The sequence below is a fragment of the Methanococcoides burtonii DSM 6242 genome (assembly GCF_000013725.1).
GTDB classification, from domain to species: Archaea; Halobacteriota; Methanosarcinia; order Methanosarcinales; family Methanosarcinaceae; genus Methanococcoides; species Methanococcoides burtonii.
Window position 1 is genome coordinate 1,691,801 of record NC_007955.1, and the last position, 21,347, is coordinate 1,713,147.

Consider the following 21,347-nt stretch of genomic DNA (forward strand, 5'->3'; position numbering starts at 1 on the left):
TCGGGTTAGAATCCCGATCCTAATACATTTTTAATGTGTTCTCTTATACTGGGAGCCATCTCCTCATTCTTCAACGCAAAATCAACAATAGCCTTCACATAGCCCAGTTTATCCCCAGTATCATATCTTTGCCCTGCAAATCTATAAGCATAGACCTTCTGCTGCTCATTAAGAAGTCTGATGCCATCAGTGAGCTGAATCTCACCACCAACGCCTGTGGAAGTTTTGTTGATACAATCAAATATTTCCGGAGTGAAAACATACCTGCCGATAGCTCCGATGTTAGATGGCGCTTCTTCAACAGATGGTTTCTCAATGATATCTTCAAGGATACAAAGTGAATCATCAATTGGTTTGCCACTTATAATACCGTAACTGCTTACTTTTTCACGGGGAACTTCCTCAACAGCAATAGTTGAACATCGGTATTTCTGGAAAACCTCGATAAGCTGTTTCGTACACGGCACATCATTCACAATAATATCATCACCGAGAAGCACAGCGAACGGATCACCACTTATGTGCTTCTTTGCAGTCATAATAGCATCACCCAAGCCACGCGGTTCCTTCTGTCTGATGTAATGGATATCCACCATTGAAGAAATGTCCTCCACCATTTTAAGAAGGGAATCTTTATGATGCTCCTTCAGGTGCATCTGAAGCTCTGGGGATTCATCAAAGTAATCCTCAATAGCCCTTTTACTGCGTCCGGTCACAAAAATGATGTCATCGATCCCTGATGCGATCGCTTCCTCAACAACATAATGGATAACCGGTTTATCTATTATTGGAAGCATCTCTTTAGGCATCGATTTAGTTGCTGGTAAAAATCGAGTCCCAAGACCAGCCGCCGGGATTACTGCTTTTTTAACATCCATAGAAACACCTGTTAAATTCTATCCTCAACTGAAGAAGAGTCATTTACCCTCCCATATTCATCATCAAACCGAACAATATCATCTTCATCGACACTTTCTCCAAGCTGCACTTCAATTATCTCAAGAGGCAATTTTCCGGGATTTAAAAGACGATGCTTGTCCCCAGGCCTTATGAAAGTGCTCTCACCCTGTCTCAGATAGAAATGTTTCCCCTCGATCTGAACACATGCAATACCTTCCACAACCACCCAATGTTCACTCCTATGATGATGTAACTGATAACTGAGCTTTTTCTGTGGCATAACAGTTATGTTCTTTATCTTATGCCTCTCAGTACTTTCAAGGATAGTATATGTACCCCACGGCCTGTAAACTGTCTGATGAAGGGAAATGCGCTCATCGCCCTCAACACTTAACGAATTTACAACATCCTTTACTTTTTGGCTGCTTTTTCTTGGGCAAACGAGCAATGCATCGGGAGTGTCCACAACAACCATATCATTAATATCTATCAGTGAAACAATTTTATCCGGCTTCGAGTAAACGAGGTTGCCATTTGAGCTAATAAAGTTACTATCACAATCATAAACAGCATTGGAATGATCATCTTTATCAGATTCTCCATAGATAGCATCGAAATTACCAAGATCGCTCCATTTGTGCTCGAGTTTGACAACTGCGACCTTATTAGAACGCTCCATGATCCCATAATCTATTGAAATTGATGGAAGAGAACTATATATACTAACAATATTTCGAATCACTCCCTCATCGCCACAAAAAGCATCAAACATGGAAGGTTCATATTTACGAACCTCTTCAAAAAATATATCAGTATCAAAAAGGAACATACCACTATTCCAGAGATAACCCTGCTTAACATACATTTTAGCAATCTCACCATCAGGTTTCTCTTTGAATTCCAGTACCTCATTACCAAACCCAATGTCATTCCCGGGATGGATATACCCATAACCAGTATGGGGTGAAGATGGAACAACTCCAAACGTAACAAGGTAGTCAGAAGCAAGATTTGATGCGTCAGCTATCGTTTCCATTGAATCGGCATCCAACACATGGTCAGAAGAAAATATCCCAACTATGGACTTGCCAAATCGTTCATTTATCTCATGCATTCCAAAGAAAATGGCTGGCAAGGTATTCTTCCCCACGGGTTCAATCAGAACATTCTCTACAGGAAGATCGTAGCCAAGCTCTTTTATCTGACCCAACACAAAAAACTTCTGAGTCTCATTTGTCACAACAAATATATCGGAACACTCCGAAAGTTTCAGGCATCTTAAAAAAGTGTCCTGGAAAAGCGAGCTTTTACCTAATTTTAAAAACTGTTTTGGATAATATTCACGGCTCAACGGCCACAAGCGAGTTCCAGACCCGCCAGCAAGAATTATTGATTTTATGATCTCAGCTCCATGAGTTGAACATTGTACCGATTATAAATATCAAACTACGGCAGTGTCCTTTTTTTACTAATAATTAATAGGACCGCATACATAAGTTCTTTTTTGTGCTGTCTAGTAGTGCTCATTTTAATTTCAAGATTTATCACTTAACATATGGACTACAGCGCCCGACACAAGGATGCTCCAGTAACTGATCAACCTGTCAAGCAAAGCGACAGATGCTGCTACCGTAGGATCCACGCCAAGAATACCTAAAATGAAGACAATGGAAACCTCCACCGCACCAAGTCCTGCTGGTGTCAACGGAATTGCGGTCAATAGGGAAGAGGCCAGAACCACAAATATGATGGCTGCAAGACTTAATTCAATACCCAATGAACGTGTGACAAATAAGAATCTGGCAGATTCAAATGTCCACGAAAATATAGTGAACACCGCTACCGACACCAGAGTTGCTGGATTTGAAAGAGAGGAATAAAGTCCATCATGGAGATTACTGTAGTGAATCATGAACCTTTCGGGAATGATTCGTCCGATATGGTGCCTGAGAACGTAGAAGAAAACAAGACACAAAGCGATCACTCCAAGAAGAAGATAACCGATCTCAATCGATTGCATGATCTCTTCAGGCATCTTGTCCTTAAAAACGGTCAAACCGGTAATTGTCAGTAACAACATTAGTAACAAAATATCAAACAAACGCTCAACGACCAGAGTGCCTATTGAAACAGATATGGGAGTACCATTATACATTTTCAGCATGTGGCTTCGGTAAACATCCCCTATTTTTGCAGGAACAATACTGTTTGCAAACCATGACAGAAACACCATTTCAGAAGATACACCAATACTAATTTTGATATTTAGTCCCCGCAGAAGGTTCTGCCAGCGCAAACCGCGTACAAGAAAAGAAGCATAGTGTACAATGATAGCCAAACAGAAGATACCTATGTTCGCATTTCTGGATACCTCAATTACTCCTTCGATATCAACATATTTTAGCAGGAAAAAAAGTATGGAAAATGAGACGAGGAATGAGATGATGGTTTTTTTATTTAAGAACAAATCCCAATTTAACAATCTCTTCTCGGTCATTTCATCGCACCATTTCTATTGACTTCTAGGTATACTACCTATTGCTGATATTAAATGGTTCTGATTTAGCAAAAGAGATTGAAGAATACGGAGTGAAAGTTGCCGAAAAGAAAGTTGGTTACAATAATTAATGAATAATTGTTTAAGCGAATTAAAAATATTACCCGATATATTAATATAGCAGTTTCAGACATGTTTGCCTTGTGAAATTTTCAATAATTGTCCCATCATTCAATGAAAGGGAAAATATACCGGTCATAGTAGATAAACTTCAAAATGTTTTAAAAGACATTGACTATGAGATCATTGTTGTTGATGATAATTCCCCTGACAAAACCTGGGATCTTGTAGAACAAATGTCACATGAAGATAGCCGTGTAAAGGTAATAAGAAGGATTGGTAGAAACGGACTTTCATCTGCTGTGATTGAGGGATTCTTGGCAGCAACGGGAGAATATCTTGGAGTCATCGATGCCGATCTCCAACATGACCCTGTTTTATTGACCGAAATGCTCAACGAAATTGAAAATAATGATCTCGATATTGTGATCGCTTCCAGATATACCGAAACCAAGGATGTAGAGGGATGGAGCAGAACAAGATTATTCATCAGTGACGTTGCGACCAAATTAGCACAATTGGTTATCAAATATAAAGTGACTGATCCGATGAGTGGATATTTTGTCCTTAAGAAAAGTGTTGTTCAGGAAAACGTGGAAAAGTTCTATGGAAAGGGTTTCAAGATCTTACTGGATATAATGTCAGTAAAGAACGACCTCCGCATCAAAGAAATTCCCTATACTTTCACAAACCGTCTTCACGGAGAGAGCAAACTTGGAAATGATGTAATCTTCCAGTATGTAGAATTCCTTCTCGAAAGACTGTTCGGGAAACATGTTGAAACCGAGTACATAAAATATATGATCGTAGGATCCTTTGGTGCCTTATTACATTTTTCGATCCTGACACTTTTCTATAAGAACATTGGTTATACATATAGCATATCACTTGCCATAGCAATATTGGTCGCAATACTTTTTAACTACATATACAACAACATCTGGACGTTCAAAGATTACCGCCTCACCGATATTTCTCTTATTACCGGCTATCTAAAATACAATTTGCTTTGCTTTGTGGGCGCACTTGCAAACTACAGCGTAAGCATGTACTTGATCGATCATATGAGTTGGATAATTGCATCCATGGTAGGAGCATTTGTTGGTGCCAATTGGAACTATTTAACAAACTCGATATACACATGGAAGACAAAACATCCATGAACTGCATGAAAAGGCATAACAGACATCTTAGAAATAACCAGTAACAATAGATGATCGAAAACCTTGGAGAGTATTCCTGTGAAAAAGAATCTTGAAGACCACGACTTAATTTCGTGTGGATATTATGATGAAGCTTACAAAAACGAAAAGGGACTTCAATCTAAATGGCACCACCTTAAGTTCAAAAGAATTACTGATAAGATCCATAATCAGAAAAAAATACTCAATATTGCATGCAGTGCAGGCACTCTGGATGCTCTCATCGATGGAGACCTCGTAACAGGCCTTGATTTTTCGTTTAAACAACTTGTTTATGCAGATCAGAATAATAGCACAGGGAATAATCATTATATTTGTGGTGATGCATGCCGATTACCACTGAAATCCGAAAGTTTTGACATGGTAATTGCCAGCGAGTTCATCGAACATATTGATGAACACTCAATATCTCTTTTTTTGGATGAAGTATATAGAGTATTGGAACCAGGAGGAGAACTTATTCTCACCACACCAAACTATTCCAGCCTCTGGCCATTACTTGAAACCTTACTTAACAAGGCAGGAAACGTTGATTATTCTGACCAGCACATTTCGAAATTCAATAAACGCAAATTATATGACCTTATTGAAAAAAATGGGAAATTCAATATTGTTGAAGCCACTCCATTCTTGCTATTCTCTCCATTTTTAGCGATCATCAATTGGAGATGTGCAGACTTATTGTACCGACATGAATCAATAATTTCCAACAAGCTTGGATTTTTATTGATATTTCATCTAAAGAAGATACAATAATGATATCTAATAAAACCTGAATAGATTTTATTCAATAAATAATAATGATGACCCATTTATCAATACAATTGAATGACCCGACCCAAATTTGAAGAATAAAAAAAAAAGTTATATGATGTGATTAAATATATACAGCGGAGTAGAGAATGGTCAACAAAAGTAAGAAGCCGAAAAATAAGATGGAATCTGAGATTGTTCCTAAACCTCAAAAACAAACTTCAGATGAAAATCCTGCCTTACAAAAAGTGCTTTCTGAAAAATACCTTACCATATTAATTGCCATTACTTTGCTCGGAACTATTTTAAGAATATATTCCCTTGCTACTGAATCGATCTGGCTTGATGAAGCTACGAGTGTGAACATAGCAAGCCGTAGCCTTATGGATATTATATTTGGAAATAATGATTTTGCACACCCTCCACTTTATTATTCAATCCTACATTTTGTCATGATGGTAAGCCAGTCTGAATTTGCTTTAAGGTTGCCCTCTGCAATATTTGGAAGCCTTTCAATACCACTGATATACCTTGTAGGTAAAGAATTGTTAGACAAGAAAACAGCCATCATTGCTTCATTTCTTTTGTCAGTATCCACATTCCATATCAATTATTCGCAGGAAGGAAGAAGTTATGCATTGATGATGCTTCTCGTACTTCTTACGATTTACCTGTTCATAAATGCATACAACAAGAAAAGTACCCTGCATTGGACCATTACTGCAATTTCAGCGTCCGTTCTGGTCTACACACATTTCTTTGGATTTTTTGTAATTGCTGCAATGGGATTGTACTACCTTATCAATGAATTTGACATTAAAATCCTCAAATTCAGATCGTTCGAAGAAAGTAAAATTGCACTTATCGGCACTCTTGCATTCATTGTAATGAGTTTGCCAATGATAGTATGGGTGATAAAGGAGCTGGGGTATGTTAGTGGAAACAAGACATGGGGAATGTCACAGGAGGGATTCTTCCACACAATACTCTTGTCTTTCAGTAGCTATTCCAACCTGTTGCTATACATATATGCCATATTGTTGATAATTGGCATTTTATTCTGTATGAAAGATTTTAGAAAATCACTCACATTGCTTTCAATATGGTTATTTTTACCATTGGTAACCGGATATTTCCTTGCAGGATCAATGCCATTTCAGCCAAGATACCTCCTTTTCGTACTGCCAGCATATTTACTGTTGATATCAAATGGAATTGTTAGTATCTCAAAAATAGGGTCATTGGGCATAGATAGCTCAAATTCCACAACAAAAGGAAAAAATCAAAAGAACAAAACTCCTGGCAACAACAATACTCTAAGAGAAATTGCGGTTATAGCAGTTATTTTGTTAGTAGTATGCAGCATCAGTTTCATTCCATTGAACAATTATTATACCAGCATGAGTAAAAATGACTGGAGAAGCGCAGCACTCGCTCTGGAAGAGATTACACAACCAGGAGATGTTATCACACCCCTTCCAGGATATATGAGCCAACCATTGGAATATTATTACAATAATCAAACTGATGAAACCATCATTAAGGGTACCGGTTATTCAGAAGCAGACATGACCAAGCATGCCAAAGGTTCTAAGCGTATATGGTATATCGTCACATGGGATATATCTGCAGCGAATTCTGATGGAACCGCCATAAAATGGTTGCAGGAAAATGCAAGCCCTGTAGGACAGATAACCGGAATATACGTATATACATATCCAAAAATAGATGTAAATATGTCCTAAAAATAAAAACGTTGACCTCACAACGAAGCGATCCCAAGCAACTGCAAAGGGCTAAAAGACCCCCATATTACCAGAAGATTGTTGATCACAAGAAAAATACCGACAAATACGATCAAGTTCTTCATCATTGGCCAGAGGTCAGTCTTTTGCTTTTCGGAGGAGGAAAATGCACCCTTATATATCCAATAAACTATAAGGACAAAAACTAATTTGAGAGCAAATAGTGTCCACACCCCAAACTCTGCCATTACCAAAGCCATAAACCCATTCGCTTCAACACCATAATTAAGGGCTTTAGCTGTGGTTATGAAGTCACCCAGCACGTAGAATACAAGGATATACCTAATGTCGTAAAGGAAATCATTGAATTCTTTTAAAGATTCCAGATTATGTGGAGAAAGCACATGTTGCATAAATAATAGTATTTATGTTCATTGATATGTACAGTATGTTCATACATATTGGCGGGACGTACGCATCGTTTTCAATGATGGCTTCTGAAAGTGGTATTCAAAATATAAGCTTCATGAATTCTAAAAACTGCAAGCTTATGTACTATCACAACAATCACAATAATATGGAACAGAAAGAGAACAATATGGGAATAACTTCATCGCTTACAGAAAATGGGTCTGATGCTTTCCTAATAATAGGAAACTCAAATAATGCAGATGTGTATTATACGACACATTTTCTGGCGGCAGACCCATTCACCTATATACAGACAAAAAGTGGAGAAGAGACCCTTATCGTTTCCAGCATGGAACTGGGCAGGGCGAAGATAGAATCCCGGGTTAAGACCGTGCAAACAATGCAGGAATATGGATTTAGTGAGAAGATGAAAGACAGGAAAGATGGCGAACTGGCTTACTGTGATTGCCTGGCGGCCGTCTTCCAGAAAATGAGCGCTAAACACATCATGGTACCACGCGATTTTCCCCTTTTTACTGCCCAGACACTGAAAGAACTGGGATTTACTATCATTCCTGCGAAAAGCCCTTTCAAGGAACTAAGGACACGGAAGAACAAAGAACAGATCGAGAAGATAAAAGAGGCACAATTTGCTTGTGAAAAAGCAATGGAAACTGCCATTGATATAATTGCAGAGGCTGAGGTCAAAGAAGGTGTCCTATACAATAATGAAGTGCCCATAACCTCTGAATCCATACGGACTTCCATTGAGCACACCCTTTTGGACCATGGGTGTGAAGCAGAAAGCACAATTGTCGCCTGTGGTATAAATTCCGCAAATCCTCATTGGGAGGGAGAGGGAGATATCAAGGCCAATCAACCCATAGTCATTGACATATTTCCCCGCAACAAAAGAAATCGCTATTTTGCAGATATGACACGAACAGTCCTCAAAGGAGAAGCTTCGGAAGAACTAAAGAAGATGTATGAAGCAGTACATGCAGCACAGGAAGCGGCCTTTGCAATATTAAAACCCGGGATACTTTATAGTGATGTACATAATGCCGTCTGTGATGAGTTCGAAAAAAGAGGCTATGACACTATAAGAAGTGATTCGAAAGTAGGTTTTATCCACTCAACAGGACATGGCGTAGGATTGGACATACATGAATTACCTTCTGTTTCTTTGCAGGAAGTAGAGGTTGAAGAAGGCCATGTAGTTACCATAGAACCTGGACTCTATTATCCGGAATATGGAGGGATAAGGATCGAAGATATGGTAGTCATAACCTCAGAAGGTTTTGAGAATCTGACAAAAATGGAAAAAGAATTTGTAGTTTGAACATTTACCCTATTATCGAAAGTTGGTGCACATATATGGATGAGAAAATCGAGGATATTGAAGAGATCATTGGCAAATACATGCAGGCAGGAGAAATACTCTCAACTGTGAGAAGTGAGGCAAAAGAGAAGGTAAAGATAGGCACTACCCTTTTGGAAGTTGCTGACTTTGTCGAGCAACGAACCATCGAACTTGGAGGATTGCCTGCATTCCCATGTAACATTTCAAGAAATGATGAGGCCGCCCACGCCACTCCATTGATAGGAGATGAAACGGTCTTTGCAGAGGATGTGGTGAAACTTGACCTTGGCGTACATATTGACGGTTATATTGCAGATTCGGCCATTACTGTCGATCTTACCAATGAGAACTCCGATCTTGTGAAGGCCTCCGAAGCTGCACTGTATGCAGCCATTGATATAATCAAGAACGGGATCAATACTGCAGAGATAGGAGCTGTCATCGAAGATACGATCACAGGACATGGCTTCAAGCCTATTGCAAACCTAACAGGACATGGTGTCGGCCAATATCTCGCACATGTACCACCCAGCATCCCAAATCGCCATATTGGCCAGGGAGTGACGATCAAAACTGGAGATATCTTTGCAATAGAACCTTTTGCCACCGATGGTGCAGGAAAAGTGGCAGATGGGACCCTGACAGAGATATTCCAGGTGATTGGACACAAACCAATACGATTGCCTGCGGTCAGAAAAGTTCTCAAGGAACTGGAGCAGTACAAAACTTTGCCTTTTGCCAGAAGGTGGCTCAAGTCGGACAAGTTAGATTATTCACTAATGCAACTTGAAAAAGCAGGCATTATCACATCTTACCCGGTCCTCAAAGATGTTGGTGGCGGACTAGTATCACAAACAGAACATACGGTTATCGTTACTGATGATGGTTGTAAAGTGACAACCAAATAAGGATAGGATCAAAATGCGGTATATTTCGACATTGTTGCTGGCGTTGCTCACCGTAGCCATGGTAACATCCCCCTCATCTGCATTTGAATGGAGGAACACCATTGTCTTAGAAGAAGATGGGATGTCATGGAGCTATGAAGAGGAGTATTCCGGAGAAGATGTTGGAGTATACCGTTCTTATGCAGACAAAAATATTGGAAATAATGATGGACATATCAGTGCATGGGAACTCATGAAACTGGATCATCGTGTACGTAACCGGCTTTATGGTTCACTTGAAAAGGAACTGGATGTAATGTTCAATGGTTCTGCAAAGAATGTACACGCTTTTGATGTGGATGCGGAAATATCCAGAAGTGTCCTGGGAAGCACTGACAAAGCCGATATCATAAATAACAGATATTTTGTCACATACACGTTCGAGAAGAATTTTTTTGAAATGGGAGAAAATGTGAGCTTTGATGGAGAAGCAAATACAGATTTCACCATTACAATGCCTGAAGGCGTGGAAATAATAGATACAGAAGGCATTAATAGTCGATTTATTGAAACTGTGGACAATCGTACAATACTTAGCGGTCGTTTTGGAGTTGAAGGATTGATAACTGTTGAGTTTAGCAAGAGGGATGTATGAAGGAACGTTTAGAATGTACATGCATCAGTTCTTGTTGATGCAGCTATCCTATCAAAACATTAATCTAAATTGAAACTGTCTTTTTAATTATGATCATAGAACAGATACCACTTAAAAATGGTACGGCCATTGGCATTAAGTTCGATATGGGAAACGCACCACTGCTTGTAATAAAAGCTGACAAGGGATTTGTGATGTGCGGATACCTTGACACTGAGATGGCGGAAAAGTTCGGCGATGTTGCCGCTAAGGTCAGAGGTGTCAATTATTTTGAAGACGTATTGCATACTGAAGTGATCGATGTCACAGGGCATGCGAAGGCACTTGGCGTTAAACCCGGCATGAAGGGACATGAAGCCCTTGAGCTAATGTTCTAAAAATTCCCATGCTATACGCTTTTGAACTATCAGGAGAACACGAGGATCTCCCACGCGCAGAGGTTCTCGCCTGTCTTGACCTTGTAGAGTTAGAATATGGAGAGAGTGAATACTTTGAACACTGCCTTGTTGCGGATATTAAAGGTGAACCACAGGAAATATTGCACAAGCTGAGGGAGGTGGCAAAAAGGATAGCAATGACACACTACATCCTGAAGGTCATAGATGTTTGCCCCACAGAAATTGAAGACATAATTGAGGTCGCGGAAGGATGTGATATTTCAGAGCACCTCAATGAAGGGCAGAAGTATGTGGTGCGGGCAAAGCGTGTCAGACACAATACGACCATCAAATGTGTTGATATCGAAAGACGTGTCGGAGGCGCCATCTACCGGAAGGGATTCAATGCAGACCTGAAGGACCCTGATGTTGAATTCCGAGCCATCCTTTCTGAAAAATGTGTTTTGGGTAGTGTTATTGCTTCAGTGGACAGAAGTGCTTACGAAGCACGGGCACCACATAAGAAGCCATTCTTTTACCCAGGGGTCTTGCGTCCACGTGTTGCACGGGCTCTTGTGAACATGGCATTGATAAAAGAGGGAGATGTTGTATTCGACCCGTTCTGCGGAACAGCGGGGATACTCGTAGAAGCAGGACTTGTAGGAGCTACTGTGCTCGGACTGGAGGTCCGTTACAAGATAGCTGTTGGAGCAGATATGAACCTTCGGCACTTCAATGCGGACCAGACCATGATGATGGGAGATGCCTGTAAAGTGCCCCTTGTGGATGAGTCAGTGGATGCGGTCATAGCAGATCCGCCATACGGAAGGTCAGCAAGGATAGAGGGAGAATCATTGCATCATCTCTACGAACACTCGTTTGCTGAGATGTTCAGGGTTTTGAAACCGGGAAAACTGGCGATAATAGTTTCAGAGATAGATGTCACTGAGCTTGTGGAAAAAGTAGGCTTTACCATAAAGGACCGATTCCTGCAGAGAGTACACAAAAGCCTCACACGCAAGATAACGGTACTGCAAAAATAATAGGATATTCTGGAGTTTCAGCATCAATTAATCGTTTGTATCAGATGCCAGTAGGCTGAAAGTTGACGATCGTATTCTTTCCGGTCCGCATACCTTGAATCAATGACATTCCAAAAACGTGGGCTGTGATTTAGTTCGATCAAATGTGCCATCTCATGGAAGACCACATATTCAATGAGGGAATCGGGCAGATGCATTAAATGCCTGTTGAGGTTCACCCTTTTCTTTGAACTGCAACTGCCCCATTTGGTCTTCATCTTACGAAAGGTCACTTTTTCAGGCATTACCTCAAGTTCGGTAGAGATATTTTTGACATGAAACATCACAAGTTCTCTAAGCTCTTCATCTGACCTGTTCAGAAGTTCCTTTGAAGAAGATCCATGAATCGCATTCGTATATTCCACATGTCGCCTGTATATCCACAGCTTATGCTTATGGAGGAGCTCTTCAGGTGTTTTGAAATTTGTAGGGACCAATAATTCCAATTTGCCACAACTATATTTCAGTCTTGGAGCTTTCACCCTGCCATAGTTCAGACTATAGAGGATATCCAGCCCATTGAGACTAATAGAATGTTCCGTACTCATAGTAATTCGTCGGAAGATTCAGAAGGGAACAGATGACTGAGTATATCTGCCATTACCCGGTAGCGAACAAGATGATCGTGCACACGTTCACGTGCCCTTCGTATTGCATAGCCATCTTCCACCCATTCGAGAGGGATCGGATAATTCACATCCATGAGAACAAGACCATAACCGTGTGCAGGTTCAAGCCCTTCCTCGTATGATTCCGGATCTAACATATGACCAAGCCATTCTTCGTCACGGACCCCGCTTCCCACCATCATCAAAGCAGCCACTATCTTGCGAACCATGTTCCAGAGGAAACTGTTAGCTTCCACATCTATACGAGTTAGATTGCCACTGACCCTAATGTCAATACGTTTGACGATCCTAACGGTCTTCTTACTCCCCCTGGAAGTACTAAAATTAGAAAAATCGTGAGAACCAAGAAGGAGCTTTGATGCGGAACGTATCTTAGAAATATCAAACTGTTCACCATACAGGATATAACGATAGCTGCGACTTAAAGCATGTCTTCGAGGGTCAAAATTCTCAGGAACTATCGCATGGGCCCATGCCCAAATAGTGCCTGGAAGTTTGGAATTTATAACACGAGGCATTGCAAGGTTAGGTGCATCGGTATCGAAGGCCACCACCTGCCCCATGGCATGCACACCTGAGTCAGTCCTTCCTGAACTTATAAAATTAGCTGTTCGAGGATCTTCCATGATCCCGAGTTCTTTCAATACTTTGAAAAGTTCGCCTTCCACGGTCGGATCATTAAGCTGGACCTGAGACCCGTGGAAATTCGACCCTATGTATGCGATTTTAAGTGCAACTCTCATGGAATCACTCATGTCACTTATAGCACTTTCACTATAATATAGTTCCGATATAAATAGTAATTACTTTATAAGAGATATACAGTCCGAAAAAATTACTGTCACTTGGAATTTTTGCATAACTCTTATTTATGCCGTAAGCTTAAATAGCAGATAATACAATGTGTTGTAAATTTTTGAGGCGAAACTATGATATCAAAACAACAAATCTCTGAGATAATCAGCAACTACGATCTAAATGATCTTGCTATTGCAACTGTTTGCTCACACTCAAGCCTCCAGATATTCGATGGAGCACGAAAAGAGGGACTAAGAACAATAGGGATTTGTGTGGGTCAGCCACCACGTTTTTATGATGCATTTCCAAAAGCAAAACCTGACGAGTATATTGTCGTGGAAAGCTATTCCGACATACCAAAGATAGCGGAAGAACTTGTCAGAAAGAATGCTATTGTAATACCTCACGGTTCTTTTGTTGAATATATGGGTACAGAGAGTTTCGCCGAGTTAGCCGTACCAACCTTTGGTAACAGGGAAGTGCTTGAATGGGAGTCAGACAGGGACAAGGAAAGAGAATGGCTTGAAGGCGCAGGTATCCACATGCCAAAGATCGTCGATCCTGAAAAGATCGAAAGCCCGGTAATGGTCAAGTACCATGGTGCAAAGGGTGGCAGGGGATTCTTTATTGCCAAGGACTATGAAGAGTTCAAGCAATATATTGACCCTAACGAAAAACACACAGTACAGGAATTCATTGTAGGTACACGTTATTATCTCCACTTCTTCTACTCCCCAATAAGAGAAGAAGGATACAAGTTAAGCGAAGGAATACTTGAGATGCTCAGCATGGACCGCAGGGTAGAATCGAACGCTGACGAGATATTCAGGCTCGGATCCCCGAAGGAACTTGAAGACGCAGGCATTCACCCTACATATGTAGTTACAGGAAATGTCCCACTTGTCGCAAGAGAATCCCTTTTGCCACGCATATTCGCACTGGGGGAAAAGGTTGTTGAGGAATCCCTCGGCCTGTTTGGCGGTATGATCGGACCATTCTGTCTTGAGACCGTTTTTACCGACAAACTTGAGATCAAGGTCTTTGAGATCTCAGCCCGTATAGTTGCAGGTACCAATCTCTACACATCAGGCTCTCCCTACTCAGACATGATCGAGGAAAATCTTTCCACAGGAAAGAGGATCGCACAGGAAATAAAATTGGGAGCCAAGACAGGCAAGCTGGACCTTATTTTGTCATAAGATCACTTGTAAATATTATAAGTGCCATTGATGCGGCACCCGGCCGGAACTTAATGGCATATTCTATATTTTGCCGTTGGAACGATGAAGAAGGTAGTACAAAAAAAGTAGTATTGCAACCAATGGTGTACTCCCAATAAGGTCGTTAATTCGTTTGTTCAGCCAGCTCCGAGATCTCACTTAACAGCTCTGAAGTTTCATTTAGCATCTCAAGGCTCTTTTCCAGTGCTTCAAGATCCAAGGTCTGCGAGTTTGTTTCTACAAGATCCCCAAGATCATAGGACTGTTGTAAAAAGTCCCTGTATTCAGCCATTATGTCTTTAAGGGAAGGAGAAACTGAAAAACTGTCAAGTTCAATGAGAGCTTTCTCTGAATCTTCTTTCAAAGCTCTGCCAGACCCCTCCATCAAGACAGTGTTGCGTTCAGAAATTGCGTCCTTAATGTTGCTATAATCATCAAGGATTATCCCCGTGGAATTGGCTGCCCATTGTAAGAACTGAATATCAGTCCTGGCCTGAGAGATAGAGTCCCCAAGTTCATCCACATCATTGCCAATATCTGCACATCCAGAAGCTCCAATAGATATAATGAGGCACGAAATGATTAAAAGATAATGATAGGGCACCATATTCACAACTCCATTTATAATAACTTACCAATATATTAATTCGGTTATATATAAGCGTTTACCAATGCCTGTACAATGAGCATAGCAACCAGAGCGGAGAAGGGAACTATTATGTTATCCAGCTTTTTAGACTTTAATTCAAGATACATTCCCACAAGCCCACCGACTATAGACAGGTACCCCACGAGTGGATAGCTAAAAATGATAGCACCGATTAGCCCTGCAAGAGTGCCTTCCAGCGTTTTAGAAGAACCTTTATAGCACATTTTCCCATGCACTCCAAAAATAGTTGAAAGCCCATCACCCATAGTAAGTACAATTATGGATGCGTAGCAAATGCTTTCGTTCAGCCTAAAAGAAAGAAGCAGGAGGAAAAGGATAGAGATCAGATATAAAAAAGGAGCCAATGCAAAACTCCTGAATTCACTTTCACGCCAAAGGACCTGGAATAGAGAATATTTCGTTAGCAGAGGTTTGCTAAATTCTGTCACTAAAAAAAGAAGGAGAAGGGAACTTACCATTCCCAATGCAACATTCTTGCCAAAATAGATAGCCATCAGTGGAAAAAGAGAGCCGCTTATATGCACTGCTTTCCTTATTGGCAAATAAGACCGGACCTTATGCACAGTACATATGAAATTTTTAGACATGTGGACTAACCAAAGAAAAATCATATATGTTTAGTTATTGATTAGAACTAAATGATAAAACCAAAGGATGCAATTAGTGCCGGTGTTGTGAAGAAGCAATACATACTCGGCAGGAGAGATAATAACGAGGAGGGAGTTCTCAATATTGGAAGATATCTCGCGCTTGATCGTTCTTCAGGTTCACATGTTGCCATTGATGCCCTCAGGCCCCATGCAATCCTTATATGCGGCAAACGGGGATACGGCAAATCCTATACCATGGGAACCTTGATCGAAGAGATGATATTACTTCCACAGGAGATCAAGAAGAACATAGCGACTCTTGTCATTGACACCATGGGAATATTCTGGACCCTTGCCAAAGGCAACGAACCACAAAAGGAACTGCTCAAGGACTGGGGATTAGAACCAAAGGGATTCGATGTAAATGTGTTTGTGCCTACAGGACATGTCGATGAATACACAAAACGGCATATTGACGTCATACCTTTTTCAGTTCCTGTTGCTCACTTAAAGGGGTATGACTGGTGCGACCTTTTCAATATCGAAGAAACATCCCCTCTTGGAGTTCTACTTGTAAGGACCATTGAGGACATGCGTGAAGCAGAGAATGAGTTCTCCCAGGGAGATGTTGTCAACAGTATAAATGAGGATGAAAGGTCGGATGAGATAACTAAAATGGCAGCAGAGAACTATTTCAGGACAGCTGCTTCCTGGGGGATCTTTGAGAAGAACGCAAGCGGTTTTTCAGAACTTATCGAAAGCGGCTCTACTGCCATACTTGACGTAAGCTCTATCAAGAACAATATTGTGCGCTCTGCTGTTGTGGCGATCATTTCAAGGGATATCTATGCCAGACGCTTGCAGGAGAGGCGCACGTATGAGAGAATGAGCATGGGAGACGGAGAAGTCGTGCAGGAGATGCCCATGGTCTGGATGTTCATCGATGAAGCACACCTTTTCGTGCCCTCTGAAGGAGAAAAACTTGCATCCGAGGCCCTTATCAATGAATGGGTGCGTCAGGGAAGGCAACCGGGATTGTCCATAATCTTTGCAACCCAGAGACCTGCGGCAATTCATCCAGACATAATCTCCCAGTAGGACCTTGTAATGTGTCACAGGCTCACAGCAAAAGAGGATATCGAAGCCCTGGAAGCTATGCGCCCAACATATATGAGAGAGAACATAGGAGATTCCATAAAGAAGATGGGAGCCGAACGAGGTATTGCTTTTGTTGTTGATGATACATCAGAGAGCACGCATCTTGTAAAAGTGAGACCAAGATATAGCTGGCATGGCGGCAATGAGCCAAATGCATTGAACCGGAGGGATATTTAATGGAACTTAAGAAAAGCGCAGACATGGTAATTAACACCTGTATGGGTGCAAAGAAGGGAGAGACAGTGCTTATTGTCACCGATACATGCACTGATAAGATGATCTCAGAGGCACTTTATGATTCCGCAGTGGATGCGGGGTGTGAGGCCATACTACTCACAATGGAACCCAGAGATCAGCACGGTGCTGAACCGCCTGTCCTTGTTGAGGAAGCTATGAAAAACGCAGATGTTCTTCTTGCCCCTGCTTCAAAGTCACTGACCCATACACAGGCACGTAAGAAAGCTTCTGATAACGGTACCCGCACAGCTACGATGCCGGGGATCAATCTGACCATGATGCAGGAAGGAGGATTGAATGCAAATTATGAGGATATAGGAATACTTGCGGACGAACTTCTTGAGACACTAAAAGGATCGAAGGAGGTTCGCATCACCACCGAGAAGGGGACAGACCTTGTCCTTGATGTGGAAGGCTGTGAGTGGATGGCCGATACAGGAATGTGCCATGAGAAAGGCACTACCTCGAACCTTCCGGCAGGAGAGATGTACATTGCCCCGAAGAATGTGAACGGCAAAGCCGTCATTGATGGGTCCATGGGAGGTATCGGGTTGCTGGACAAGCCATTGGTCATAGAGATCAGGAACAGGTCAGCAGTTAGTTTTGAAGGAGAAGGTGCGGAAAAACTTGAGGCGATGGTGGAAAATGTAGGGGCTGACGGGCGCAATATTGCAGAACTCGGCATAGGGATAAATCCTGCGGCGCGCCTTATCGGAGTCATCCTCGAGGATGAAAAAGTGGGAGGAACGATACACATTGCATTGGGAGATAATTCCACATTTGGAGGCGATGTGAAAGTTGACCTGCACCTTGATGGCATAATTACTGAACCAAAGGTCTTTGTCGATGGGGTTGACCTGAATGTCAAGCGTTTTGCTTAAGGAACTACATCAACTTTTTATACCGGCAGTGTTATGCCGGTAGAAAGTACTTAAATAACTAAACGCTATAATCAGAGCATAAGATATCGCATTTATATTTAAAATATCACCGGTGATCATAATGAAAGGAAGAGTTTGGAAATTCGGAGATGACGTGGACACTGATGCAGTCATCCCGGGCAGATACCTTGTGATGAACACACCAGAGGAACTTGCCCCATATACTTTTGTTGGCGTACGCCCTGAATTTGCAGGGAATGTGAAGGAAAACGACATCGTTGTTGCAGGTAACAATTTTGGTTGTGGCTCTTCAAGGGAACATGCACCTATCGCCCTTAAGGGATCAAAGATCGGTTGCGTCATCGCAAAGTCGTTCGCAAGAATATTTTTCAGGAACGCGATCAATATCGGTGTTGCGCTTCTGGAATGCCCTGAGACAGACAAGATCGAAGACGGAGACGAGCTTACCGTTGACATTGCATCTGGTATTATTGAGAACCTTACAAAAGGTGAAAAGTACCAGGCTATACCTTTACCTGATTTTGTCCGTGGTATCGTAGATGCCGGCGGTTTAAAGGAATACACAAGGAAGATCATTAACTGATCTTTCTATTCCTTGTTTTTGATTTGATATTTTGTTGAGTCTTTTGCTGACCGACTAAAATATAAAAAAAATAGATTTCACATAATCAATAAGGAGGATAAATATGGCACAATATAAAATTCCGGTCCTGCCGGGTGACGGTATCGGCCCTGAGATCATTACCGAGGGTAAGAAGGTAATCGATGCAGCTGGAGAGAAATTTGGATTCGATGTAGACTGGATAGAGTACCCACAAGGAGCTGACCACTACCTTGAAACAGGAGAACTTATCTCCGAAGATACGCTCAAAGAACTTTCAGCATATGATGCGATCTACCTCGGTTCCATTGGTGACGACAGGATAGCACCTGGTGTGCTTGAGAAAGGAATCCTGCTCGCTGCAAGGTTCTACTTCGACCAGTACATCAACCTGCGCCCTATCAAGCTTCTTGAAGGTGTATGGTGCCCGCTTAAAGACAAGACCCCGGCCGACATCGACTTCACTGTCGTAAGGGAAAACACTGAGGATTTCTACATCGGCATTGGCGGACGTGCAAAGACCGGAGCTAGCAAGGACCTGCTCGAGGTTTCAAGGACACTGTACTCTGCAAAGTTCGGACTCGACATTGAGACCGACAGCGAAGAGATCGCATACCAGATAGGTATGATCTCAAAGGAAGGAACCCAGAGGGTCATCGACTACTCCTTCGACCTTGCTGAGAAGAGTGACAAGCACGTTTCATCAGTTGACAAGGCGAACGTCCTTTCAGACATCTACGGATTCTGGAGAGAGGAGTTCAACACTATCGCAGCCAAGCACCCTGATGTTAAGACAGACTTGAACTATGTCGACGCTATTACAATGTGGTTCGTCAAGAACCCAGAATGGTTCGATATCGTAGTCACACCTAACATGTTCGGTGACATCATCACTGACCTGGGCGCAATGGTACAGGGCGGTCTCGGACTCGCACCTGGCGGAAACATCAACCCTAACGGTACCAGCATGTTCGAGCCTATCCACGGTTCAGCACCAAAGTACAAGGGACTGAACAAGGTAAATCCTATCGCAACCATATGGGCAGGTTCAATGCTCATTGAACAGCTCGGTGAGAAGGAAGCAGCAGATGCCATCGTATCCGCCATCGAGAAGAACATTCTCGAAGCAAAGGTCCAGACCTACGACATGGGCGGCTCAAGCACTACCTCCGATGTTGGTAGCGACATCGCAAGAATTCTGCTCGAGATGTAATTTAGCATCTCACTTTTTCTTTTTTGCCTTCACGCCAGGATCGGCGTGGGGGATATTTCGTTTTTTATGATCATATGGTAGAAAAGAAGACATTTTGCCAGATCAAAACTCTTCGATAATTTTATAATGTATAGCGTCCAGTTTTATGGTATGTCATATTCAACCTTACATGCCCCCATCTGGGGACTTATCACATTCATCATGGGAATACCGATAGTCTATCTCATGAGTGAAGACCGCCAATGGAAACCAGCGATAAAAACTGCATTTTTGATTGCAATTGGCACCACCATTGCTGCAATTATTGGCTATTTTTATCCATGACCAATTTATCGCCCATTAAAGCAAACCGAGATTCTCAAATTAACTTTTCGCCTTAAAAACGTAACTCTTTTTTCAAGACTACTGGTACCACCCCGAGCATAGCTTATGCATTACATTTAGGTTGTAGAAAATGTGCCAGTCCATGAAATATTATTACGATATTTTGGACGGAATCTGTACCAAAGATTCAATTGCTAACTATCTGAACAATATAATGTATCAATATCCAATTTTTGTATTTCTTAGATCTCGATGACATTGCATCTTATGTTGAGAGTGGCCATTATGCCGATAAGGACTGGTACTTCAGGCATAAGGTTTCGTCAATGATAAAGCTCATCGTTATGAAATGTTATAGAAACCCCTCATTTGAGAAAACAATAACGGCATTATGAATCTTCCATCCCCTGCAACACTGCATCATTTTGTAAAATACAGACTTGGAGAAACTGGATTCGATGAAGTAATGTTCAAAATTGGAAAGAATATCTCCAAAAATACAAAGATAAGAGATGCGAAAACAGATTCAACTCCACTTGAAGCATCAAGATATGACAAGTATGCAGATTACAATCCGCATTATAATTGTAAGATGGACAAAGTTCACATCACCATGATTGGAACACTTCCAATCTATATAACTCATACAAAAAGTGCTTATCACGATTCTCCTGAATTGAAGAAACATATTGATGCATTGGTAAAAATGGGAGTGAAAAAACAGGCAGGGATGCACTTGCGAAACAAGAACATCGAAGATGATAGATTCGATGAAGATTATTTGCATAGGAGTGAATGGGAACGAGTACACAAGCATATTAAATGGACTGTAAAGTTCGATATCAGTGGAATGAAAAATGGTAGTAAGAAACTGTATTCAATTATGAATTTCGTTACATATCAATTGCTTGTAGCTACAAATTTGCAAAATGAGTTAGTATCTTTAACCTCATTTTGCAAATTATGTATGAGCTTGATGTCATCAAATTAGAATGGGAAGATTATGAACTAAT

Annotated in this window: 23 protein-coding genes and 1 pseudogene; 16 read left to right on the forward strand and 8 right to left on the reverse strand. The window is 41.3% G+C overall.

The features are described 5' to 3' along the window. Positions 1-5: 5 nt before the first annotated feature. The 3 genes from galU to MBUR_RS08320 form a co-directional block, all read right to left on the reverse strand. Complete coding sequence (galU, locus tag MBUR_RS08310; RefSeq protein WP_011499660.1) at positions 6-878, reverse strand: UTP--glucose-1-phosphate uridylyltransferase GalU; 873 nt, start codon at positions 876-878, stop codon at positions 6-8. 11 nt (positions 879-889) lie between these two features. After that, entirely contained in the window at positions 890-2,260 is a 1,371-nt protein-coding gene (locus tag MBUR_RS08315; protein WP_011499661.1) for a mannose-1-phosphate guanylyltransferase/mannose-6-phosphate isomerase, read from the reverse strand. 174 nt (positions 2,261-2,434) lie between these two features. Next, positions 2,435-3,397 carry a lysylphosphatidylglycerol synthase transmembrane domain-containing protein gene (locus MBUR_RS08320; RefSeq protein ID WP_011499662.1) on the reverse strand — a complete coding sequence of 321 codons (963 nt, stop codon included), beginning with the start codon at positions 3,395-3,397 and terminating at the stop codon, positions 2,435-2,437. Positions 3,398-3,600: 203 nt separating this feature from the next. Here MBUR_RS08320 and MBUR_RS08325 point away from each other — a divergent pair, with 203 nt between their 5' ends. The 3 genes from MBUR_RS08325 (at position 3,601) to MBUR_RS08335 (ending at position 7,217) form a co-directional block, all read left to right on the forward strand. Beyond that, the gene (locus MBUR_RS08325; protein WP_011499663.1) at positions 3,601-4,680 is read left to right on the forward strand and encodes a glycosyltransferase family 2 protein; all 1,080 of its coding nucleotides are present in this window, start codon (positions 3,601-3,603) and stop codon (positions 4,678-4,680) included. A gap of 78 nt (positions 4,681-4,758) precedes the next feature. Next, on the forward strand, positions 4,759-5,475 hold the full coding sequence (locus tag MBUR_RS08330; protein ID WP_011499664.1) for a class I SAM-dependent methyltransferase: 717 nt from the start codon (positions 4,759-4,761) through the stop codon (positions 5,473-5,475). A 146-nt stretch (positions 5,476-5,621) separates the two neighbouring features. Continuing rightward, positions 5,622-7,217: a glycosyltransferase family 39 protein gene (locus MBUR_RS08335; RefSeq protein ID WP_011499665.1), complete on the forward strand. Its 1,596-nt coding sequence runs from the start codon at positions 5,622-5,624 to the stop codon at positions 7,215-7,217. Positions 7,218-7,234: 17 nt separating this feature from the next. On the opposite strand, the gene MBUR_RS08340 is transcribed toward MBUR_RS08335, so the two are convergent. Next, positions 7,235-7,630 (reverse strand): DUF5658 family protein, encoded by a 396-nt coding sequence (locus tag MBUR_RS08340; RefSeq protein WP_011499666.1) that lies wholly within the window; start codon positions 7,628-7,630, stop codon positions 7,235-7,237. 164 nt (positions 7,631-7,794) lie between these two features. On the opposite strand from MBUR_RS08340, the gene MBUR_RS08345 reads away from it, so the two are divergent. The 5 genes from MBUR_RS08345 to MBUR_RS08365 all read left to right on the forward strand — a co-directional run bounded on the left by MBUR_RS08345 (position 7,795) and on the right by MBUR_RS08365 (position 11,953). Next, a complete protein-coding gene (locus MBUR_RS08345) occupies positions 7,795-8,970 on the forward strand; it encodes a M24 family metallopeptidase (protein ID WP_232221887.1) in 1,176 nt (391 codons plus the stop codon). Positions 8,971-9,005: 35 nt separating this feature from the next. Continuing rightward, positions 9,006-9,899 (forward strand): type II methionyl aminopeptidase, encoded by an 894-nt coding sequence (gene map / locus MBUR_RS08350; RefSeq protein ID WP_011499668.1) that lies wholly within the window; start codon positions 9,006-9,008, stop codon positions 9,897-9,899. A gap of 13 nt (positions 9,900-9,912) precedes the next feature. Continuing rightward, the gene (locus MBUR_RS08355) at positions 9,913-10,533 is read left to right on the forward strand and encodes a hypothetical protein (protein ID WP_011499669.1); all 621 of its coding nucleotides are present in this window, start codon (positions 9,913-9,915) and stop codon (positions 10,531-10,533) included. An 89-nt stretch (positions 10,534-10,622) separates the two neighbouring features. Continuing rightward, positions 10,623-10,910: a YunC family protein gene (locus MBUR_RS08360; protein WP_011499670.1), complete on the forward strand. Its 288-nt coding sequence runs from the start codon at positions 10,623-10,625 to the stop codon at positions 10,908-10,910. An 8-nt stretch (positions 10,911-10,918) separates the two neighbouring features. Then, positions 10,919-11,953 (forward strand): TRM11 family SAM-dependent methyltransferase, encoded by a 1,035-nt coding sequence (locus MBUR_RS08365; RefSeq protein ID WP_011499671.1) that lies wholly within the window; start codon positions 10,919-10,921, stop codon positions 11,951-11,953. 23 nt (positions 11,954-11,976) lie between these two features. Here the strand turns inward: MBUR_RS08365 and MBUR_RS08370 are convergent, their stop codons facing one another. Next, positions 11,977-12,540 (reverse strand): M48 metallopeptidase family protein, encoded by a 564-nt coding sequence (locus tag MBUR_RS08370; protein ID WP_011499672.1) that lies wholly within the window; start codon positions 12,538-12,540, stop codon positions 11,977-11,979. After that, a complete protein-coding gene (truA, locus tag MBUR_RS08375; RefSeq protein WP_011499673.1) occupies positions 12,537-13,364 on the reverse strand; it encodes a tRNA pseudouridine(38-40) synthase TruA in 828 nt (275 codons plus the stop codon). The genes MBUR_RS08370 and truA overlap by 4 nt, the downstream gene beginning before the upstream one ends. 186 nt (positions 13,365-13,550) lie before the next feature. Between truA and MBUR_RS08380 the strand changes: the two genes are divergently transcribed. Then, positions 13,551-14,618 (forward strand): formate--phosphoribosylaminoimidazolecarboxamide ligase, encoded by a 1,068-nt coding sequence (locus MBUR_RS08380; RefSeq protein ID WP_011499674.1) that lies wholly within the window; start codon positions 13,551-13,553, stop codon positions 14,616-14,618. A 145-nt stretch (positions 14,619-14,763) separates the two neighbouring features. On the opposite strand, the gene MBUR_RS08385 is transcribed toward MBUR_RS08380, so the two are convergent. Beyond that, the gene (locus MBUR_RS08385) at positions 14,764-15,246 is read right to left on the reverse strand and encodes a hypothetical protein (protein ID WP_011499675.1); all 483 of its coding nucleotides are present in this window, start codon (positions 15,244-15,246) and stop codon (positions 14,764-14,766) included. A 44-nt stretch (positions 15,247-15,290) separates the two neighbouring features. Beyond that, positions 15,291-15,896 carry a hypothetical protein gene (locus MBUR_RS08390; RefSeq protein ID WP_157196683.1) on the reverse strand — a complete coding sequence of 202 codons (606 nt, stop codon included), beginning with the start codon at positions 15,894-15,896 and terminating at the stop codon, positions 15,291-15,293. A 51-nt stretch (positions 15,897-15,947) separates the two neighbouring features. Between MBUR_RS08390 and MBUR_RS08395 the strand changes: the two genes are divergently transcribed. The 7 genes and pseudogenes from MBUR_RS08395 (at position 15,948) to MBUR_RS08415 (ending at position 21,325) form a co-directional block, all read left to right on the forward strand. Further along, positions 15,948-16,997, forward strand: coding sequence for an ATP-binding protein (locus MBUR_RS08395; RefSeq protein WP_232221888.1), 1,050 nt, complete (start codon positions 15,948-15,950; stop codon positions 16,995-16,997). A gap of 9 nt (positions 16,998-17,006) precedes the next feature. After that, positions 17,007-17,234, forward strand: a complete 228-nt coding sequence (locus MBUR_RS14420; RefSeq protein WP_232221889.1) for a hypothetical protein — start codon at positions 17,007-17,009, stop codon at positions 17,232-17,234. After that, positions 17,234-18,175 carry an aminopeptidase gene (locus MBUR_RS08400; protein WP_011499677.1) on the forward strand — a complete coding sequence of 314 codons (942 nt, stop codon included), beginning with the start codon at positions 17,234-17,236 and terminating at the stop codon, positions 18,173-18,175. Before MBUR_RS14420 ends, MBUR_RS08400 begins: the two co-directional genes overlap by 1 nt. A 121-nt stretch (positions 18,176-18,296) precedes the next feature. After that, positions 18,297-18,779, forward strand: coding sequence for a 3-isopropylmalate dehydratase small subunit (locus MBUR_RS08405; protein ID WP_011499678.1), 483 nt, complete (start codon positions 18,297-18,299; stop codon positions 18,777-18,779). A gap of 103 nt (positions 18,780-18,882) precedes the next feature. After that, positions 18,883-20,010 carry an isocitrate/isopropylmalate dehydrogenase family protein gene (locus MBUR_RS08410; RefSeq protein ID WP_011499679.1) on the forward strand — a complete coding sequence of 376 codons (1,128 nt, stop codon included), beginning with the start codon at positions 18,883-18,885 and terminating at the stop codon, positions 20,008-20,010. A gap of 150 nt (positions 20,011-20,160) precedes the next feature. After that, positions 20,161-20,334 (forward strand): hypothetical protein, encoded by a 174-nt coding sequence (locus tag MBUR_RS13865; protein ID WP_157196684.1) that lies wholly within the window; start codon positions 20,161-20,163, stop codon positions 20,332-20,334. Positions 20,335-20,464: 130 nt separating this feature from the next. Beyond that, positions 20,465-21,325 (forward strand): annotated as a pseudogene (locus tag MBUR_RS08415) (ISNCY family transposase). Positions 21,326-21,347: the final 22 nt, after the last annotated feature.

Bases quoted from the DNA above. Each gene is read 5' to 3' on its own strand.
- map (WP_011499668.1), top strand. From the start codon at position 9,006: ATGGATGAGAAAATCGAGGATATTGAAGAGATCATTGGCAAATACATG.
- MBUR_RS08340 (WP_011499666.1), bottom strand. From the start codon at position 7,630: ATGCAACATGTGCTTTCTCCACATAATCTGGAATCTTTAAAAGAATTC.
- MBUR_RS08380 (WP_011499674.1), top strand. From the start codon at position 13,551: ATGATATCAAAACAACAAATCTCTGAGATAATCAGCAACTACGATCTA.
- MBUR_RS08390 (WP_157196683.1), bottom strand. From the start codon at position 15,896: ATGTCTAAAAATTTCATATGTACTGTGCATAAGGTCCGGTCTTATTTG.
- MBUR_RS08410 (WP_011499679.1), top strand. From the start codon at position 18,883: ATGGCACAATATAAAATTCCGGTCCTGCCGGGTGACGGTATCGGCCCT.
- MBUR_RS08365 (WP_011499671.1), top strand. From the start codon at position 10,919: ATGCTATACGCTTTTGAACTATCAGGAGAACACGAGGATCTCCCACGC.
- MBUR_RS08355 (WP_011499669.1), top strand. From the start codon at position 9,913: ATGCGGTATATTTCGACATTGTTGCTGGCGTTGCTCACCGTAGCCATG.
- MBUR_RS08405 (WP_011499678.1), top strand. From the start codon at position 18,297: ATGAAAGGAAGAGTTTGGAAATTCGGAGATGACGTGGACACTGATGCA.
- MBUR_RS08400 (WP_011499677.1), top strand. From the start codon at position 17,234: ATGGAACTTAAGAAAAGCGCAGACATGGTAATTAACACCTGTATGGGT.
- MBUR_RS08345 (WP_232221887.1), top strand. From the start codon at position 7,795: ATGGAACAGAAAGAGAACAATATGGGAATAACTTCATCGCTTACAGAA.
- MBUR_RS08360 (WP_011499670.1), top strand. From the start codon at position 10,623: ATGATCATAGAACAGATACCACTTAAAAATGGTACGGCCATTGGCATT.
- MBUR_RS08370 (WP_011499672.1), bottom strand. From the start codon at position 12,540: ATGAGTACGGAACATTCTATTAGTCTCAATGGGCTGGATATCCTCTAT.
- MBUR_RS08395 (WP_232221888.1), top strand. From the start codon at position 15,948: ATGATAAAACCAAAGGATGCAATTAGTGCCGGTGTTGTGAAGAAGCAA.
- MBUR_RS08320 (WP_011499662.1), bottom strand. From the start codon at position 3,397: ATGACCGAGAAGAGATTGTTAAATTGGGATTTGTTCTTAAATAAAAAA.
- MBUR_RS14420 (WP_232221889.1), top strand. From the start codon at position 17,007: ATGTGTCACAGGCTCACAGCAAAAGAGGATATCGAAGCCCTGGAAGCT.
- MBUR_RS08335 (WP_011499665.1), top strand. From the start codon at position 5,622: ATGGTCAACAAAAGTAAGAAGCCGAAAAATAAGATGGAATCTGAGATT.
- truA (WP_011499673.1), bottom strand. From the start codon at position 13,364: ATGAGAGTTGCACTTAAAATCGCATACATAGGGTCGAATTTCCACGGG.
- MBUR_RS13865 (WP_157196684.1), top strand. From the start codon at position 20,161: ATGTCATATTCAACCTTACATGCCCCCATCTGGGGACTTATCACATTC.
- galU (WP_011499660.1), bottom strand. From the start codon at position 878: ATGGATGTTAAAAAAGCAGTAATCCCGGCGGCTGGTCTTGGGACTCGA.
- MBUR_RS08385 (WP_011499675.1), bottom strand. From the start codon at position 15,246: ATGGTGCCCTATCATTATCTTTTAATCATTTCGTGCCTCATTATATCT.